Source organism: Gluconobacter sp. (genome assembly GCF_047722525.1).
GTDB lineage: Bacteria > Pseudomonadota > Alphaproteobacteria > Acetobacterales > Acetobacteraceae > Gluconobacter.
Map to the genome: position 1 here is coordinate 1 of NZ_JBDNYY010000020.1, position 16818 is coordinate 16818.

The 16818-nt window shown below is 59.1% G+C and carries 14 protein-coding genes and 1 pseudogene; 8 read left to right on the forward strand and 7 right to left on the reverse strand.

Annotated features, from left to right (window positions below):
* The 3 genes from ABF859_RS12950 to hpnR form a co-directional block, all read left to right on the forward strand.
* On the forward strand, positions 1-579 hold a 579-nt coding region (locus tag ABF859_RS12950), incomplete at its 5' end, for a nucleoside recognition domain-containing protein (protein ID WP_415528122.1).
* On the forward strand, positions 579-782 hold the full coding sequence (locus ABF859_RS12955) for a hypothetical protein (protein ID WP_415528123.1): 204 nt from the start codon (positions 579-581) through the stop codon (positions 780-782). The genes ABF859_RS12950 and ABF859_RS12955, both read left to right, overlap by 1 nt.
* A gap of 346 nt (positions 783-1128) precedes the next feature.
* A complete protein-coding gene (gene hpnR / locus ABF859_RS12960) occupies positions 1129-2682 on the forward strand; it encodes a hopanoid C-3 methylase HpnR (protein WP_415528124.1) in 1554 nt (517 codons plus the stop codon).
* A gap of 3 nt (positions 2683-2685) precedes the next feature.
* Here hpnR and tmpT read toward each other — a convergent pair whose 3' ends face one another.
* Positions 2686-3348, reverse strand: coding sequence for a thiopurine S-methyltransferase (tmpT, locus tag ABF859_RS12965; protein WP_415528125.1), 663 nt, complete (start codon positions 3346-3348; stop codon positions 2686-2688).
* A 97-nt stretch (positions 3349-3445) separates the two neighbouring features.
* Here tmpT and ABF859_RS12970 point away from each other — a divergent pair, with 97 nt between their 5' ends.
* Positions 3446-4768: an ATP-dependent DNA helicase gene (locus ABF859_RS12970; RefSeq protein ID WP_415528126.1), complete on the forward strand. Its 1323-nt coding sequence runs from the start codon at positions 3446-3448 to the stop codon at positions 4766-4768.
* Here ABF859_RS12970 and panS read toward each other — a convergent pair.
* Positions 4740-5657: a ketopantoate/pantoate/pantothenate transporter PanS gene (gene panS / locus ABF859_RS12975; protein WP_415528127.1), complete on the reverse strand. Its 918-nt coding sequence runs from the start codon at positions 5655-5657 to the stop codon at positions 4740-4742. The two genes, ABF859_RS12970 and panS, sit on opposite strands and share 29 nt — an antisense overlap.
* A gap of 266 nt (positions 5658-5923) precedes the next feature.
* Here panS and ABF859_RS12980 point away from each other — a divergent pair, with 266 nt between their 5' ends.
* The 3 genes from ABF859_RS12980 (at position 5924) to ABF859_RS12990 (ending at position 10735) form a co-directional block, all read left to right on the forward strand.
* On the forward strand, positions 5924-7129 hold the full coding sequence (locus ABF859_RS12980; RefSeq protein ID WP_415528128.1) for a diguanylate cyclase: 1206 nt from the start codon (positions 5924-5926) through the stop codon (positions 7127-7129).
* Between the two features lie 175 nt (positions 7130-7304).
* Positions 7305-9341, forward strand: a complete 2037-nt coding sequence (locus tag ABF859_RS12985; protein WP_415528129.1) for an FUSC family protein — start codon at positions 7305-7307, stop codon at positions 9339-9341.
* A 212-nt stretch (positions 9342-9553) separates the two neighbouring features.
* Positions 9554-10735, forward strand: a complete 1182-nt coding sequence (locus ABF859_RS12990; RefSeq protein WP_415528130.1) for an MFS transporter — start codon at positions 9554-9556, stop codon at positions 10733-10735.
* Positions 10736-10747: 12 nt separating this feature from the next.
* On the opposite strand, the gene ABF859_RS12995 is transcribed toward ABF859_RS12990, so the two are convergent.
* From ABF859_RS12995 to ABF859_RS13005, 3 genes are all read right to left on the reverse strand, one after another.
* Positions 10748-11224, reverse strand: a complete 477-nt coding sequence (locus ABF859_RS12995) for a hypothetical protein (RefSeq protein ID WP_415528131.1) — start codon at positions 11222-11224, stop codon at positions 10748-10750.
* A 137-nt stretch (positions 11225-11361) separates the two neighbouring features.
* Positions 11362-12339, reverse strand: coding sequence for an arsenic resistance protein (locus tag ABF859_RS13000; protein ID WP_415528132.1), 978 nt, complete (start codon positions 12337-12339; stop codon positions 11362-11364).
* Positions 12336-13703 (reverse strand): cytochrome-c peroxidase, encoded by a 1368-nt coding sequence (locus ABF859_RS13005; RefSeq protein WP_415528133.1) that lies wholly within the window; start codon positions 13701-13703, stop codon positions 12336-12338. Before ABF859_RS13005 ends, ABF859_RS13000 begins: the two co-directional genes overlap by 4 nt.
* A gap of 127 nt (positions 13704-13830) precedes the next feature.
* Between ABF859_RS13005 and ABF859_RS13010 the strand changes: the two genes are divergently transcribed.
* Positions 13831-15282 carry a glycosyltransferase family 2 protein gene (locus tag ABF859_RS13010; protein WP_415528134.1) on the forward strand — a complete coding sequence of 484 codons (1452 nt, stop codon included), beginning with the start codon at positions 13831-13833 and terminating at the stop codon, positions 15280-15282.
* A 224-nt stretch (positions 15283-15506) separates the two neighbouring features.
* On the opposite strand, the pseudogene ABF859_RS13015 reads toward ABF859_RS13010, so the two are convergent.
* Positions 15507-16076 (reverse strand): annotated as a pseudogene (locus ABF859_RS13015) (IS5/IS1182 family transposase); the annotation flags it as partial.
* A 203-nt stretch (positions 16077-16279) separates the two neighbouring features.
* Positions 16280-16681, reverse strand: a complete 402-nt coding sequence (locus tag ABF859_RS13020) for a VOC family protein (RefSeq protein WP_415528135.1) — start codon at positions 16679-16681, stop codon at positions 16280-16282.
* Between the last annotated feature and the right edge of the window lie 137 nt (positions 16682-16818).

Consider the following 16818-nt stretch of genomic DNA (forward strand, 5'->3'; position numbering starts at 1 on the left):
CTGCTGCTCGAACTGCCGCCCTATCGCCGCCCGAACCTCAAGAGCCTGGCACTCGGACTGTGGCAGCGCGCCGTGATGTTCCTCTCCCGTGTGGGGACGATCATCGTCTCGCTGAACGTGCTGCTCTGGGCACTGTCGAGCTTCCCTCTGCCACCCGCAGGCGCTCCGGGAGCCGCCATCGATTACAGTCTGGCGGGGCGGATCGGCCATCTGATGGAGTGGGTCTTCGCCCCCATCGGCTTCAACTGGCAGATCTGCGTTTCACTGATTCCCGGTCTTGCGGCGCGTGAGGTGGCCGTCAGTGCGCTGGCCACCGTCTATGCCATCGGGGCCACGGATGACGGCGCGGCCGACAAGCTTCTGCCGCTCCTCTCGACGCAGTGGAGCACGGCCACAGCGTTTTCGCTGCTGGCCTGGTATGTCTATGCGCCGCAATGCATTTCCACGCTGGCTGTCATGCGGCGGGAAACCGGATCGATCAGAACCGTTCTATGGGCTGCGGGGTATCTGTTCGGTCTGGCCTATGTTGCGGCCTTCATCACCTATCACGTCACCCGCGCCATTACGGGAGTTGCCTGATGATCGAACTTGCTGTTGCCGTGCTGATCGTCTGTGCCGCTGCCATTTACTGGTATGCCCGGCTGTTCCCCGCCGGATGGGGCCGGCTGCGCATGGCAATCGGGCTGGCCGCGCCTGCCCGGTCCTCCACCGGCCCTACCACTGGCAAGGGGTGCGGAGGCTGCACGGGCTGTGACCGGGCGGGCAAAGGCGGCTGTCACTAAAAGCGGCTTCTGCTGCGCGCCCGGAGAGACTTTTATCCTGCACGACGCGATGAGCGGAACGGCGAGAGTCCCGATGGCGCGCACTCCGGAACAGGACAGATCACGCAGTCGTGAAACCAGGACTTTCCGCGGCGTTTCCCAAACCTGCCGGCCATCCGGATTATGCAGGTTTCCCGGGGGCTGCGGAGATCGGTGCCTTTCCGTCAGTTCCCCCATTCTCCACCCCGTGATTGCGCAGCGCAGCGCAATCACGGGAGTGTGTCATTTGATTGCTACATACTGAGCGCCTATGTCTCCCTGTGTTGCAGTTGTGATCTGACACGCCACAAGAGAATGGGATGACTTCATGAAACTTCTGGCCGTTCACCCAAGTGCCCTGATGTACACGCGCGTGTTCCTGAGGCTCGAACCACTTGGTCTTGAACTTGTGGCGGGTGCCGCACGCAACGAAGGACATGAGGTTCAGATCATCGATCTTCAGGTGGAGACGCACGAGGACTACTGGAAGCGTCTTGCTGACTTCAAACCGGACATCGTCTGCTTTTCGGGAAGCTATCTCGCCAACATTCCCGAGATCCTGGACCTGTGCAAGGAAACGAAACTCAGGCTGCCCGGGAAGTTCATTTTCGTCGGCGGTCACTCCGTTTCCTTCATTGCCCCCGACGTCCTCCAGCTCTCCGAAGGCGCCATCGACTGCATCCTGAAGGGCGAGGGCGATGCCACGGTGGGTCTGCTGCTGGAATCGATCGAGAAGAAAACCGACCTGCTGAAGGTTCCCGGTGCCATCACGGTGGATGGCGAAGGCCCGCCGCCGATCTTCGTGAAAAGCCTCGACACCGTTCGCCCCGCCCGCGACCTGCTGCATCACCGCAACAAATATTTCATCGGCACGCTGGACCCGGCGGCTTCCATCGAATTCGCGCGGGGCTGCCCCTGGGACTGTACATTCTGCAGTGCCTGGACGTTCTATGGCCGCTCCTACCGCACCGTCAGTCCGCAGGTCATTGCCGACGAGCTTGAGGCCCTGAAGGAACCGGGGATTTTCATCGTCGATGACGTGGCCTTTGTCCACCAGGAACATGGCATGGCCATCGCGGACGAAATCAAGAAACGCGGCATCAAGAAGGAATACTACCTTGAAACCCGTGCGGACGTACTGCTGCGCAACAAGGAGGTCTTCAAGGTCTGGAGCGAAATCGGGCTGACCTACATATTCATCGGGCTTGAAGCCGTGGATGAGGAAGGGCTCAAACAGTTCCGGAAGCGTGTGTCGCTGGATGCCAATTTCGAGGCGCTGGAATATGCCCGCTCGCTTGGTCTGACGGTTGCGATCAACATCATCGCCGATCCGTCCTGGCCCCGCGAACGCTTCGAGGCCGTGCGCCAGTGGTGCCTCGAAATCCCGGACATCGTGAATATTTCCGTTACGACCCCTTATCCGGGCACCGAAATCTGGCATCGCGAGGCCCGGCGCCTGACCACGCGCGACTATCGCCTGTTCGACATCCAGCACGCTGTCCTGCCGACCACCCTGCCCCTGCCCGAGTTCTATAAGGAACTGGTTAAGACGCAGCAGGTGCTGAACACCAAGCATATGGGCTGGGAAGCGCTGAAGGGCACCGTCGGGATTGCGACGCGCCTTCTGATGCACGGACAAACGAACTTCGTGAAGATGCTGTGGAAGTTCAATTCGGTCTTCGATCCAAAGCTCCAGCTCTCCGACCACATGCGCAAACCACGTTATGAAATGCCGGTCCAGCCGGACGTGGTGGACAAGATCGACCGCAAGGCGCTTTACGTCCACGGCCCGGGTGGCCGCCGAACGCGCGCGCTCGACGATGCGACGGAGGGCTTTGTAGACAAGACCCGCATGGGCGCGGAAGCCGCCGCCGCGGAGTAGTGCTCAGGACGAGGGCGGAAGCGGGCTGAGACGCCAGACATTTTCTGACGCCGGGCAGCGGCCTTTCAGACCGCCTTCGACTTCCCCGCTTTCCAGAAGCGTCAACGTGTAAGCCTTCCCGTAATACGAGCGTAGAAACGCCTCGCTGACGGAAAAGGGCGGTCCCTTCAGGCAGGACTGATCGTAGTCGAGCGTGACCAGCAGTTCGGGAACCGGGCCGGTCAGGGACAGGAGATGCGCCGCATAGGCCCGGCGCAGCTCTTCCGGAAGGGCGATCAGTGCGGCGCGGTCATAGATGGCATCCATTGGGCCGAGAAGGTCTGGCGTCAGGTCGAAGATGTTGCCCTCGAGGATGCTGATACTCCCTGCGGAGAAGCGCCGGAGCGGACCTGCCTGCACGATTTCGGGCGTGATTCCGAGATCCCTGAAGAACCTGCGGACGGCGACGTTGCTGAGTTCGCAGCCGGTCACGTGATAACCCTGCCCGGCCAGCCAGATCATGTCCTGGCTCATGCCGCACAGAGGGACGAAAATCCGTGCCCCGACCGGAAGATCCAAAGCTGAAATATGGCGGGTCAGAAGCGGATTGGGCTGTGTTTCGTGAAAGCCCGTTTCACCGCACTCCCATTTTTCCTGCCAGAAAATGGCATTCGACGCTGTCTCCATCAGTCTGGCTTTCTCCCTGCTTTTTCCGGCTGAGACTGTGCCGGGTTCTGCTGGCGAGGCAATGGCATGTGTCGGGAAAATGTGAGAAAAGCCGCTCATGGTCATGCTCACACCCTCCCAGCGGCAGGCGCTTGATGAAATCATTGCCGCACATGCTGCAGGACTGCCGACGCATCTTCTGACGGGATATGCGGGCAGCGGCAAGACGACACTGATGCAGGCCGTCGCGCGGCATTTCATGGCCGAAAAGAAGGTGGTGGTCATCACTGCCCCTACCCACAAGGCGACCGCCGTTCTGCGCTCGAAAGTCGATCGCGACGTCGATTGCCGGACCATCCAGAGCCTGCTGAGCCTTCAGCCGTCCTCGCAGGGTACGACCACGACCCTCGTCCGCTCCAAACGGCCGCAGACGATTGCCGATGGCATCGTGATCGTTGATGAGTGCTCGATGCTCTCCGCGGAGCTGATGAACTGGATCCGCGATCTGCTGCGCTACTGCTTCGTGCTGTTCGTCGGCGATCCGGCCCAGCTCCCGCCCGTGGGAGAGGCTGCGTCCCCGTCATTTTCCGTACCCTCGCGCTCTCATCTCGAAACGGTCGTGCGGCAGGCGGCGGGTAATCCGATCCTCGAAGCCGCGACCATCATCCGCCAGAGCCAGGGCGGTGAAGCCGACTGGAGCTGGGTCCGCGATGCGCGTCAGGACCAGATGGGCCTGTTCCTGCCGAAAGACGTGGAAAGCTGGGTGCGCAAGGCGTTCCTGTCCGATGCCTTCGCGGAAGATAACGACTGGTGCCGCTATCTGTGCTGGACGAATGCCCGGGTGCATCAGATCAACCGGATGGTCCGGCTCTGGCGCTATGGCGGCGAAACACCCACGCCCTTCATGCCCGGTGAGCGTGTGGTGTCCCGCGCGCCCTTTTCCGTCCAGCAGGAAGAAAGCGGCCCGCGTCAGGCGATTGCCACGAACGAGGAAGTCCTCGTCATGGACATCAGGCCCGGTCGGCTTTCGTACAAGTTCGAACTCTGCAAGGACGTTCCGGCCTGGGTAGCGGATCTCGCGTCATGGGAAGTGACGCTGCTGACGATGGCGGGAGAGGAAATCACCGGCCATATCGTGCAGAACCCGAAGGATCTGGAGGCTGTGGACCGGCGTCTGGTGCAGGAAGCGAAACAGCAGCACCGGCGCTGGAGCCACCGTTTCGCGTTTCACAATGCCCTGCTCCAACTTCAGGCAATCTATGCCATGACGGTCCATACCGCGCAGGGCAGCACGTTTAAAAACGTGTTCGTGGATCTCGGCGATATCGGCCGCCGCGCACGGCAGAACCCGCTGGAGACGCAGCAACTCTGCTATGTGGCGGTGACGCGCGCGACTGATATGGTGTTCCTCGTCAATACGGCGGGTCTTTCCGCGCGATAGGCCGCGACGCCCACAGCGACGCCAGAATGGACCCCGAGACGTTGTGCCAGATGGAAAAGACGGCTCCGGGAAGTGCAGCCAGCGGGGAGAAATAGAGACGCCCCAGCGTGGCGGCGAGACCTGAGTTCTGCATGCCGACTTCCAGCGCCAGCGTGCGGCAGATGCTTTCATCGAAACCGAGCACCCGCCCCCCCCAGTAGCCTCCCAGAAGCCCGATCCCGTTATGCAGGATGACCGCCAGCAGCATGACCGGACCGGCCTGCTTCAGGGAGGGCCCAACGCCCGCAACGATCGCTCCAATGATGAGCAGGATCGACACCATGGCCACCAGCGGAAGCGCGGGCTCCACGCGCTTCACTGCACGGTGGCACAGGGTATTGAGAATCACACCGGCCAGAACGGGGAGTGCCACCATCGTCAGGATGCTGCGAAACAGTGCCCAGCTATCCACGGCAACCCCGGCAGACACATAGAACCGGACCAGAAGCGGCGTTGCGACAATTCCGACGAGGGTGGAGAAAGCACTGATGCTGACGGAGAGCGCAACGTCCCCGCGCGACAGATAGATCATCACGTTCGAGGCCGTACCACTCGACACGCAGCCGACCAGTACCATGCCCGTTGCCAACGCAGGCGGCATCGACAGCAGATGGGCGATCCCCCATGCGGCGAGAGGCATGACAAGGTAATGGAGACCCACCCCGGCCAGAACCGGTGCGGGACGGCGCAGGATGCGACCGAAATCAGCGGGCGTCAGCGATACGCCCATCGTGAACATGACAAAGGCCAGAAGCGGCGTGATGACAGGAACCAGCGTCAGGAACGGTCCGGGGGTCAGGAGAGCGCAAGCGGAGACCAGAATGGCCCAGAGTGGGAATAGACGCGTCATCGTCGGACCGATACTGGTGCGGAAAGAGATTTTTCAGGAAGCATGCGACTCATCTTGATGAGGATGACAGAAGCGCCCTTATGCCGGGACACAGGCGGTCCGTCATCCCTTTCACCGGAACGCCGGGGAGCGGAACGGCCTGAAAAATGCCATTAACCCGGAGGTAAGGTCAGGCTGTCTTTATTGCATTCCGGGACGTCGAAGACCGTCTGCCAGCGTTTACGGGAGTGGCCTGTACAGCCTGTTCAATAGCTTATGCACCATCAATGACTCCTGATCCCCCCACCCTGCTTGGATGCAGTTCAGTTATTTTCCTGCTTCTGGGTGTTCACTTCATTCTGTCTGAACTCTCCGGCAGACGATGGTCCCGTGTGGTCTGGTACGCGGCTCCGTTCCTTCTGGCATCGGTTTCCGGCCTGTTTTTCATCTTCCCGACCCTCCTGCCCGGATTGTGGGGGTTACGGGTGGGAGCCCTGTTCATGGTCATGGCCTACGGGGCTGCCTGGCAGGCCATGCGGGTCATGCTGGGCTGCCAGCCGCAGTTGCTGATCCTGCTGTCTGCCTGCGGGGCGTCTTTCATGCTGTCGGTTCTGGCCGGGCCGACGGGCCTGATCCATGTGATCAGCACGGGCTGTCGTCTGGGGATCATCGCGGCCTTTCATGCCTTCGCTGCCCGTGATCTGCAGAAGCACGTCAGGATCAGGACGCCTGCCAGACGCAGTCTTCTGAGACTGCTCCGCATCTATGCGGGCTTCCACCTCCTGCTGATGCCATTTGTCCTGTGGATGCCTGCTCCCCTCGGCGCGGCGCCAGCCACCGTCTGGGCCGTGACAACCTACAATTTCCTGGCGGTCATCGAGGTGGCACTCTTTGCGCTGGCCATGATCGCAATCCCCTGGGAACAGCTTGCTTTCCGGCAGGAAGAACTGATTCTGCAGGACCCGCTCTCGGGCGGGAGCAACCGCCGGGCCTTTCAGGCATGGCTGGGAGATGATGGAAAGATCTGCGCGCACGAAGCGCTTCTCATGGTCGATATCGACCATTTCAAGTCCATCAATGACGCTTACGGCCATGCGGTCGGAGATCAGATCATTGCCGCCATGGGGCGTGTCTGTACGGAAATCCTCTATCCCCCGACAATTCTGTTCCGTGTGGGCGGCGATGAGTTCGTGGTGGTGTTCCAGTGTGGCAGCCTTGACGAAATGCTCGCCACCGCACAGCGGCTCAGAAAGGCTTTCTCGACGGAAACGCGCATGATCGGGGGGGCTACGCTCAGTATTGGTGCCGCGCTGTGTTCCGGCCGTGGCATCCCCCGGACAGAGCTTCTGGCTCAGGCTGACAGCGCGCTTTATACCGCCAAGCAGGCCGGACGGAACCGGGTGGTTCATGCCCCGTGGGACGACAGGACCGGACCTGTCCAGACTGTGCTGCATGCTGGCGGGACAGGCCATCTGCCCGGGAAATATTCCTGAAAAGAGCTGCTGAAACATAAATAATTATTACATTTGATTTTCCTGCCATCGAAGGACACATAGCACCGCGTTCAATCTGTTCTACTGGCAGCGGGATTTCATGGGGCCATTCTTCAACCGGGAAACACAGGGAAGATGGCCGTCATTTACTGGATTCCTTCGTAATTTATCCTGGTTGTATGCGCCTCGTCTTTCCGCGCTTGGTTTTTCGGTCCGTACGACGATTGCCGCACTGCTTGCCCTGGCCATTGCGCTGTGGATGGAACTGGGGGAGCCACAATGGGCGCCCATGACGGTCTGGATCGTGGCGCAGGGCACTCTGGGGGAAAGTCTTTCCAAGGCCCGCTGGCGGGTTGCGGGAACACTGGGGGGTATTGTCTCGGCCATTGCCCTGGCAGCGGCCTTTCCGCAGGCGCCCTGGCTTTTCTTTCCGGCTCTGGCCGTCTGGATCGGGCTGTGTACGGCGCTGGGGACGCTCGTCCATAATTTCCGCAGCTACGCGTTCGTGCTGACGGCCTATACCTGTTCCATTGTCTCCCTGAGTGCGCAGGCACAGCCCGATCAGGTGTTCAGCATCGCCATGGCGCGGGGAACCTACATCCTTCTGGGCGTGATCTGCGGCACGGTGGCGGACATGGCCTGCCGGATCAATGTTCCGGCCAAGGCGCGGGCGGCCATCCGCAGCCAGCTTCAGCAGATCGTCCTCGAAGCCGCGAATGCCTCACGCGATATCCTTCTGGAACATGGCACCCCCGAGAGCGACCTGCACAACATCTTTTCCCTGTCGCTGAGTCTGGGCGACAGGATCGAGTTCAGTGCGATCGAAGTCGGGCGCACGAAAGGCATTGTCGATTATGCGCGGGCCACGCTTGCCTTGGCATCGCGGCTGATGTCGCGCGCACTGGGGATGCGCAGTCGTCTGGGCGCCGTGAGCCAGCGTTCGGAACGCACACAGGCCCTGTTGAACGACAGTGCGGGAGTTCTGGACCGGCTGCGTGTGGATATTGATGATGCCGGTACGCTACAGGCGCTCCGACAGGACGTTCTTGCGCTGATCGCGCGGTGTCAGCAGGACGTCGAAAAGACGGTAAGCCTGCCAAGGGCCGAAAACGACAGCGGCACCGTTTTCAACGACCGCATCCTGTTGCAGGGGCTGCAACTGACGCTGACGGAGCTTCAGCATCTTCTGGGCTGTCTGGCGGGCGATCCCGACGAGGATCCCGAAGCCGAAAGCTATCGGCTGGCGCGCCCCCGGAACTGGTATGCCGCCATTCATAACGGCCTGCGCTCCTGCGTTGCCGTGCTGACGGCAGCCTATGTCTGGGAAGTGACGGCCTGGCCGGACGGGCCGCTGTTCATCACGTTCGTCTCGGTGGTCTGCGCGCGTTTCGCGTCTTTCAGCAACACGGTTCTGGCGAGCAGCGCGTTCTTCTCAGGCGCGGTGTGGGCTGCGCTTGCAGCGGTTGTTCCCGTCTTTCTGGTCATGCCGGTCACGGCCTCCTACGCGATGCTGTGCCTGACGATTTCGGTTCCGATGCTGATTGGCGGGCTGGCCACACGTGTGCCCGCTCTCACGGCACGGGCGGCGTCTTTCAGCAATTTCTTCCCGTACCTGATCGGTCTCGACAACCACAGCCGCATCAACGAGGCCGAGTGGTTTAACACGGTGCTCGCGCTGCTGAGCGGGCTCGGGTTCGGTGTTCTCGTGTTCCGGTATGTCTTTCCGTTCCAGCTGACGCGGTTCTACCGGAACTTCCGGCTGGATCTGCTGTCCGATCTGCGGCTCATCGGGAAAAACCGGCCCTCGATGACAGAAGCTGTGTGGGTCGGGCGGATCGTCCTCGGTATGGAACAACTGATCGCGCATACCAAAGCCGTGCAGGGCCGCTCCAACGACCGCTGGCTTCATGCCGCCTTTTCGATGATGACCGTCGGGCGCAACCTGCTTCAGCTCCAGGCCTATCGCACCCAGAACGGCCTGCCTGAAAAGGCGCGGACGATCCTCTCGCGCCTGTGCGAGAGCTTTGCCAGCCCGTCAGCCGTCCCGGAAACACTGGAACTCCAGTCCCGCGATGCCCTGAAAAGCCTTGCCGTCATGGAGAATGCCGAAACCAACCGGAATATCCGTCTGCTCCTGTGCGGCGTTACGGGATGTCTCATCATCATTTCGAGCGAACTGGGGCATCGGAACGAGATTCTGGAAGGGTCCTGAAGCGGCATCCCGAATCCGTGATCTCCGGCGGGAAAATGGAAAACCAACATGTTCGCAAACTCTGGAAAACATGGGCTTTCGTGGGGCATGTGGCCCGTCCCGGGGCACTCTGATCCATGACGTGAATTTTTGGGTTTCCGTCACTGGATCAAAGTGCCAAAAGCCCTCGCGTTCGGGACGCTCAGGTCGCCGTTGCAGTCAGGAAGTCCGTCGTGTTCAAAACGCTCTCCGGTCCGGCGATCGCAGGCCTCTGCGCACTGTTCGCTTCGACTTTCATTGCGGTGACGACCGAGGTCGCGCCGGTTGGCCTGCTGATCGACATGGCCAAATCCTTCAACATCACCGAAGGTCATGCCGGACTGGCCGTCAGTGCCTATGCGCTGCTCGTCGCGTTCGGAGCCGTGCCCCTCACGATCGCCACGAGCCGCATGGATCGCAAGATGCTCATGCTGGTCTGCCTGGGCGGATATGTCCTCTCCAACCTGATTTCCGCGATGGCGCCGAACTTTGCCATCGTCTGCGCCGGCCGTGCCCTTGGTGGACTGTCGCATGCCCTGATGATGTCGATTGCAGCCGCCTATGCCGCCCATCTGGTGCCCGAACGCATGACGGGACGGGCCATTTCCTTCGTCTTCGGGGGAACGTCTCTCGGGTCCGTTCTCGGCGTTCCGGGAGCGGCCGCGATCAGCCATTTCGCAAGCTGGCGTGTGGCGCTTTACGTCATTGCGGGCCTGGCGGCGATGCTGACGGTCTTCATCGCGCTCTATCTTCCGCCCGTTCGCGGGGCGGACACCAAGGCGCTCAAGGTTCCGACCATCCGCTCACCGCAGGCCGCGCGCATTTTTGGCGTCGTGATTGGTGTGAATGCCGTGTTCTTCTTCGCGCATAACCTGCTTTACACCTATGTCTCCCCGCTTCTGCTGGCGCATGGCCTGCCGGAGCATCTGCTGAGCATTGCCCTGCTGGTGACGGGCGGTGTCAGCATTCTCGGTTTGTGGGGCGCGGGACAGGTCGTGGACCGCTGGCCGGCAGCGGGACTGTTTGGTGGTGGCCTTGCCATGCTCATCGGCATGAGCCTCGTTTACGGACACCTGATTTCCGCATGGCCCAGCGTGGCCGCTGTGGGGCTGTGGTGCATGGGTTATGCGGCCATCATTCCCTTCGTGATGTCGGGAGCCATCCGGGCCCGGGCGACCAGTGCGGATGTCGCGGGGGCGGCCATCAACAGCAGCAGCAATTTCGGCATCCTGCTGGGCTCTGCAATCGGTGGCCATCTTCTGAGCACGCTGGGATTTGCCGTGCTGTGTCCGGCTTCCGTCGTGATCGCGCTGGGTGGCATCCTGCTCGCGGCCTTCAATCCAGCCGCCTTCCCGCGCCGGCTTCAGCAGGACTGAGGCGGCGATCCCCTAGCCGATCATGTCCTTTTCCTTCTTTTCGCGCTCCGCCCCGATACTGAGCTTCTGATAGATCCCCAGGGCGACGACCATTCCCGTCGCCACGACAAGCAGGGCGGCGGGATAGAGAATGTCACGGGGATCCTTTCCGCTGCGCTCGAAAACGCCGACCAGCCCTTCGATAAAGACCGCGATGATGACGGTCGTCATGAACTTGGTCAGGCTGACACGGGCTTCCGCGATGGACTGCTTGCCCTTTGGCCGCAGCACCTCTTCCTCGATAAAGTATTTTGCCACGTCAAAGACGGCAATCGAGATCACCACATAGCTGATGGCCTTGAGGATCTCTTCGCGTCCTTCGCTCAGAGAGGCCACGAAGGCGGTCACGAGACCGATCCCGCCCGACAGGATCAGGAAGCTCGCCAGCAGGATCAGGAGCATACTGGCACCGGCAAACGCCCAGCGGGACAGGGAATGGATGTTCAGCATGATCTGTCGCTCTCACATATCAGGAAAACCGCAGACGCGCCCCGATATTTTCAGCGACAGGGGCCCGTCCGCGGGAAGGCTTCACCCTATCCGACCTGCCGCGGGAAATGCGAGCACGATCTTCCGTGCCCGCCACGTCAGGGCGAGGACGGGCGGTCGGCTCCCAGTCCTGGAACCAGCCGAATGAAGAGAAGTTCTGCCGCCAGTTCGACGAGGGTCTGGGTGACGATGACGGCGGGAAGCAGGGGAGCGGCTCCCGGTACGGCCATCGCAAGCGGCAGCACGACCAGGGAGTTGCGCGTTGCCCCGCTGAAGGCGAGCGCCCGCCCTGCCGGAGCCTCCAGTCCGGACAGCCGCGAGACGCCCCAGCCCAGCCATGGGGCAAGCAGGGCGAAGGCCACATAGACCGGCACGACATGCAGAACGGCAGCCGTCGCCTGCCCCAGATGCGGGACCATGGCCGCAATGACGATCAACAGGACGAGCGCCGTGACCGGCACCGGCAGCAGGCCCAGTGCTGTCGCGACATGCTGTCCCGTTGAGGTCCGCCGTGCCGAGATCTGGACGAGCCACGCCAGAAACAGCGGCATGAGGATCAGCCAGAGGAAGGCATGCAGGAACGGTCCTGTCTGAACCAGTTGCGACACGCCGTCCCCGAGGAAAAGACGGAGCCAGAGCGGTAACGCCACCATCTGTACGCCCAGAAGAACGGGCGTGGATGCCAGCAGGAGGGTCGCATCAGCCCGTCCCATATGGGCGAACGTCACCACCCAGTCGATACAGGGACAGAGCAGGACCATCAGGATGCCCAGCCGGATCATTCCGTCTGCTGGCGCGAACGGGATCAGCAGTGCGACCAACACGGGCACGGCCACAAAATTCGTGACCAGAAGGGCGGTCAGAAACCGCGTCTTCCGGAATGCCTGCCCGAGTTCCGCAAGTGGGATCTGCAGGAAGGTTACGAACAGCATCACCCCAAGGGCCGGATTGATGAGGACGTCCCAGGAGGCCGTTCCCTTCACCAGCATCGCCGTAAGACCGCCCAGAAGAACAGCGGCGAAATACAGGGCAACCTGATGCTGTTCCAGCAGAGCCCGCACTTTACCGACCATCATGGGCGCGCCCGGGTGCCCGGCGATCGCTCAGGCGTCCATCCGTCGGTCAGTGTCTGGAGAAACGCAATGATATCCTTGCGTTCAGCCGGGGTCAGAGGTGGAGCATCTCCCGGTTTCCGGTCGAACGGGGCATCGGTCGTATCGATATTGGCGCGATAGGCCGCAGGTACATCATCGTGGATCCGGACTTTGCCATCGGGCCCATGAGAGTAGAACCGCCAAGGCTCAAGATCGCGCAATGCATAAAAGTCCAGTACCTCATCGAGCGTATGGAAAACCCCGTTATGGAAAAAGACCTGCCGTGTCGCGGTATTGCGCAGGGTCGGTGTGGCGAACATCCCACAATACGGCGCCAGTGTCCTGTGACCATCGGGGCGCTGATCGCAGACACCCAGATCGTGATAGGCCGGATCATGCGTCCGCCTGAGCATCATGTTACGCGGAACCGCTAGCGCTTCATACTGATGATCCGTGAAAAGGGGCGGCAGACCGTCACCATGCACCGTATCCACATGGCAGGCCGCACAGTTCCCTTTCCCCGGATCGTTGAAAAGGAGGTATCCCTGCCGCTCCGGCAGCGAAAACCGCGCCTTCCCTTCCAGCCAAGCGTCGAACTTGCTGGAATAGGGATGGAAATCCTGCGCTTCGATCTGATACCGGGCCAGTGCGAACAACCCTTCGGACAACAGAAAATCCCGGGATCTTCTGCCTTGTGGTCCCGCCAGTTCACGCAGGGGTGCTGCATAGGCGACCGTCTGCAGACGCGCCGCCACGCGTTGTGGCGTGGAGGCCATTTCATCGGGGTCAAACAGGGGGCCGCCTGCCTGCTGGTGAAGCGTGTCGGCGCGCCCATCGAGAAATAGACCGCCCTGAGGAACGAGACTGGTCGCCGAAACGGCTGTGTTGGACGCGCTTTTCACCGGATGGGCTGTCCCGCTGGCGGGCACCGCGAGGGACGGAACAACATCGTCCGCCACGGCATCATCCGGACCGATGCTGAAAGGTGGCTGACGGTCCAGATAGGTCAGACCCGGAATCTCACGTTGCCCTTCGCGGTCGAGTGCCTTGCCGCCGCGAAAGACGGAAGCGCCATCGGGGGGGCCATAATGCCATTCCGGGACATGACAGGACGCACAGGAGAGTTTCCCGGAACCTGACAGCCCCGCGTCAAAAAACATCGCCTCGCCCACACGCGCCATCATCGACAAAGGGCGCTTTTCGGGATGAAAAACAGCGTGCGGACAGGGATTACTGCCGTCGATTGCAGGATCGCAGGTGCCTGCAACAGCGTTGCGCACCTGCATTGCAGAAAAACCGGAGAACAGAAAAACCGTCAGGAACGCGCAACGGGGACGCAGCCGCAAATTTTTTAACCCTCCAGTTTTCAGAAATCTGTCAAGCGATGCATAACCAACTGATTTGGCTAATCTTGAGCAAGGATGTAATCTGCAAGGACAGAGTTCCAGCGCCAACAGTAACAGGGTTTTCGTCGTGAAAAAAGAAACATCTGCAATAGTGCTCTTTGTGAAAGACGAAGCCCATGACATCATGGCGTGGTTATCATGGCATATCTCCTTGGGTTTCAATAAGATATTCGTGTATGATGATCATTCTACCGATGGAACCTATGAAATAGCGAAGTCCTGTGAAGGACACTACAACGTGGAAGTCCTCAGAACCTCCATGCTTGAAGGTAATTTTTACTACAGGCAAAGAGACAGTTATTTTGATGCCATCAGGAGATCCAAGGGTCATTATGAGTGGATCGCGATGCTTGATGGGGACGAATATATCAGCATTGACGGGTCTGACGACGTAAATAATTTCCTGGGCAAATTCGGCGAAAATGACACCGGAATTGCTTTGAGCTGGTGCATATACGGAAGCTCAAGCCGCGTTCTGAAAGACAAGGTTCCGACGTATCAGGCATTCAGTCACAGATCGACGCCAGAGCTTGATGACAACACGCTTGTCAAAAGTTTTGTAAGACCAGAAGCTGTCAGCTTTGTTTATGACAATCCCCACAAGTACAATTTATCCTATGGAAACTATGTCGACGCTTTGGGGCAAACCGTTGAATGGCGCCCTGGAGCAACAAAAAAAGTTTTGTGGGAAGGCGCCAGAGTCAACCATTACATTTGCCGATCCATGGAGCATTTCATAGGCCGCATCAAAAGAAGACTGGGCTCAGACTTATCAAACAGTACTGTTTACTGGTCTCACTTTGACCGGAATGATGTTTTTGATCCTCAGGATCAAAATCGGATCAATGCGGCCAATACCGTCTATGCAAATATCAAGAAGGCTGTCTTCCAGTACTCGATGCAGAGTTTTCTTGAAAAAGGGAATGCTCTTGAAGACAGGAAAGAGGGACTGTTGCCCGGCAGAAAGGTGGAGTTTTTCCACCTGAAGAATTTCCATGGAGAACATCTTTCCCTGAACAACATTGACGGGCACCTTATTCAGGGGGAAGCCTTTGAAAGAATATGGGCTGCCATTCCGTATGACAGTAACAAGCTGTGGATTTTCAGAAATCCTTTCATGTATTCATCCAATGTCAGGTTTCATATCAATCAATCAGCCCAAACCAGCTATTGTTACGAATTTGAATTCGAAAAGAATGATTCAGACGACGCCATATTCATAAAATCTCAGAAAACCGGGAAATACCTCACCTCAATTCCCGCTCCCCAGGGAGGCAGCGTGGAGTTCACAAGAGAAACAGCCTCAAATTGGGAGCAGTTTTATTTTGGGGAAAAGGTCGCAGAGCTTAATTTTTTTGGTGATAAAGAGTACTCAGTATCAGATATGATATACTTCATGCTCAATTCTTCCGGCTTGTTTTCATATGAAGAATTCATACTCAAAATGGCCACTTTAAATGATAGTGACGTCGTAAATATCAATCATCTTCTCGGAAAGCAGATCATGTCTATTATCTGATTTTCCCTCACAGGAATTTGAGGAGACATGCAACCCGGACACTTTCAAAGGCGTGTCGTTTTTGGTTACTGCCTGTGATCCCTTTTCATCGGGAGGGATCGAAGAACCATTGAATGATGTTCTGGCTACCTGATTTCAGGCGCAGGGAACGATGATTGGTGGTTCTGTTTGGGGTTGTCTGTTGTGCCGTATAAGCAGGACGGAGTTCATTGCCCCCAGAATTGCTACGCAATGGCGTGGCGCCGCCCCTCTTCAGGAAGAGAAAAGCGGCGCATGTTGTAGACGATGTTGGCCAGCCCGATCCTCATGGTGGCTCCCGTGATCCCGACAGTACGGATGAACAGCCTCATTGGCCTTTGAGCGATAGGCTGTGTCAGCCCAGACATCAGATGCCGTATTGCTTCGATCGAGCCAGTCCCTCACGCAGCCTGGCACCATCACGGGCTGCAGGATCTGTTGTCGGCGTGCTCCCATCTTCCGGCCGTTTTACTTTCGCAAACTTCAGCGTCCAGCGCATGACGGTCCCTGTACGACAGCTTTGACGGCTTGTCCTGCCAGCATTCTGGAATGCGGCCTGCCCGCAAATCCGCCTTCTCAGCGTTGGTCTTGCGCTGCTTTGGATCTACTACCAATGTCGCGTCCAGGATATGGCCTGACATCGGCAGATAACCCGCATTCCGCAGGGTGGCGTCAAAGCAATTGAACAGACCATCAATCGCACCAGCCTGGGTCAGACGCTCACGAAACAGCCACACCGTTTTGGCATCAGGCTGATTACCAAGCCCGCTCAGACGAGCCAGCCATTCCTCAACACCCAAAAAACCGGGCCGCTTCATGAGCCATCCTTCATCGTATGATGAACGATGGAATCATAGAGAACCCATCAAACCCGCAAGACTTTTCTAATTCTTCATATGAATCGGTACCGGAATGGGGTAGCGGCAGGACGGAAGTGGCTAGCCCCGTAATGATCCTGCTGGAACACATGTCCAGGACGTCAGTGGTCGTGCTGCCAGCTCTTGTAAACGAATTCGAGGCTGTAGCCGTCCGGGTCCTGGACCTGTGCGGCATAGTATCGCGGATCATAATGAAGCTGGGGTCCAGGGGGATGAAGACTGGTTGCGCCGGCGCCCAAAGCCGCCTCACAGGCTTCCTCCACCATGGCGGCAGACTCCGCGACAAAGCCGACATGGACTGCACCGGCTGCTGGCGTTCCCTGTCGCAGCCAGAAGAACATACGCCCTTTGGCACCAAACCCTTTCAGGTCTGGATGGCCGGGTGGAGCATCCTTTCCATCGTAATCAAGACGGCTTGTGATTCCGAGGCAGGGAAGCACGGTTTCGTAGAAAGCGATCGAACGGTCGATATCGCTCACCGTCAGAAAGATATGATCGAGCATGGAAAATCCCAGAAAACCCTTAGTGGCAGAAACTTCGATGTTCTGGCCAATGATCCGAAGATTGTCACCCTGCACGCAACAAATGGATTAAATGATACAGAATTGAGTTGCATGCCGACACCCTCCGTTCTGTAGTG

Bases quoted from the DNA above. Each gene is read 5' to 3' on its own strand.
- hpnR (WP_415528124.1), top strand. From the start codon at position 1,129: ATGAAACTTCTGGCCGTTCACCCAAGTGCCCTGATGTACACGCGCGTG.
- tmpT (WP_415528125.1), bottom strand. From the start codon at position 3,348: ATGGAGACAGCGTCGAATGCCATTTTCTGGCAGGAAAAATGGGAGTGC.
- ABF859_RS12980 (WP_415528128.1), top strand. From the start codon at position 5,924: ATGACTCCTGATCCCCCCACCCTGCTTGGATGCAGTTCAGTTATTTTC.
- ABF859_RS13000 (WP_415528132.1), bottom strand. From the start codon at position 12,339: ATGATGGTCGGTAAAGTGCGGGCTCTGCTGGAACAGCATCAGGTTGCC.
- panS (WP_415528127.1), bottom strand. From the start codon at position 5,657: ATGACGCGTCTATTCCCACTCTGGGCCATTCTGGTCTCCGCTTGCGCT.
- ABF859_RS12970 (WP_415528126.1), top strand. From the start codon at position 3,446: ATGGTCATGCTCACACCCTCCCAGCGGCAGGCGCTTGATGAAATCATT.
- ABF859_RS12995 (WP_415528131.1), bottom strand. From the start codon at position 11,224: ATGCTGAACATCCATTCCCTGTCCCGCTGGGCGTTTGCCGGTGCCAGT.
- ABF859_RS13020 (WP_415528135.1), bottom strand. From the start codon at position 16,681: ATGCTCGATCATATCTTTCTGACGGTGAGCGATATCGACCGTTCGATC.
- ABF859_RS12955 (WP_415528123.1), top strand. From the start codon at position 579: ATGATCGAACTTGCTGTTGCCGTGCTGATCGTCTGTGCCGCTGCCATT.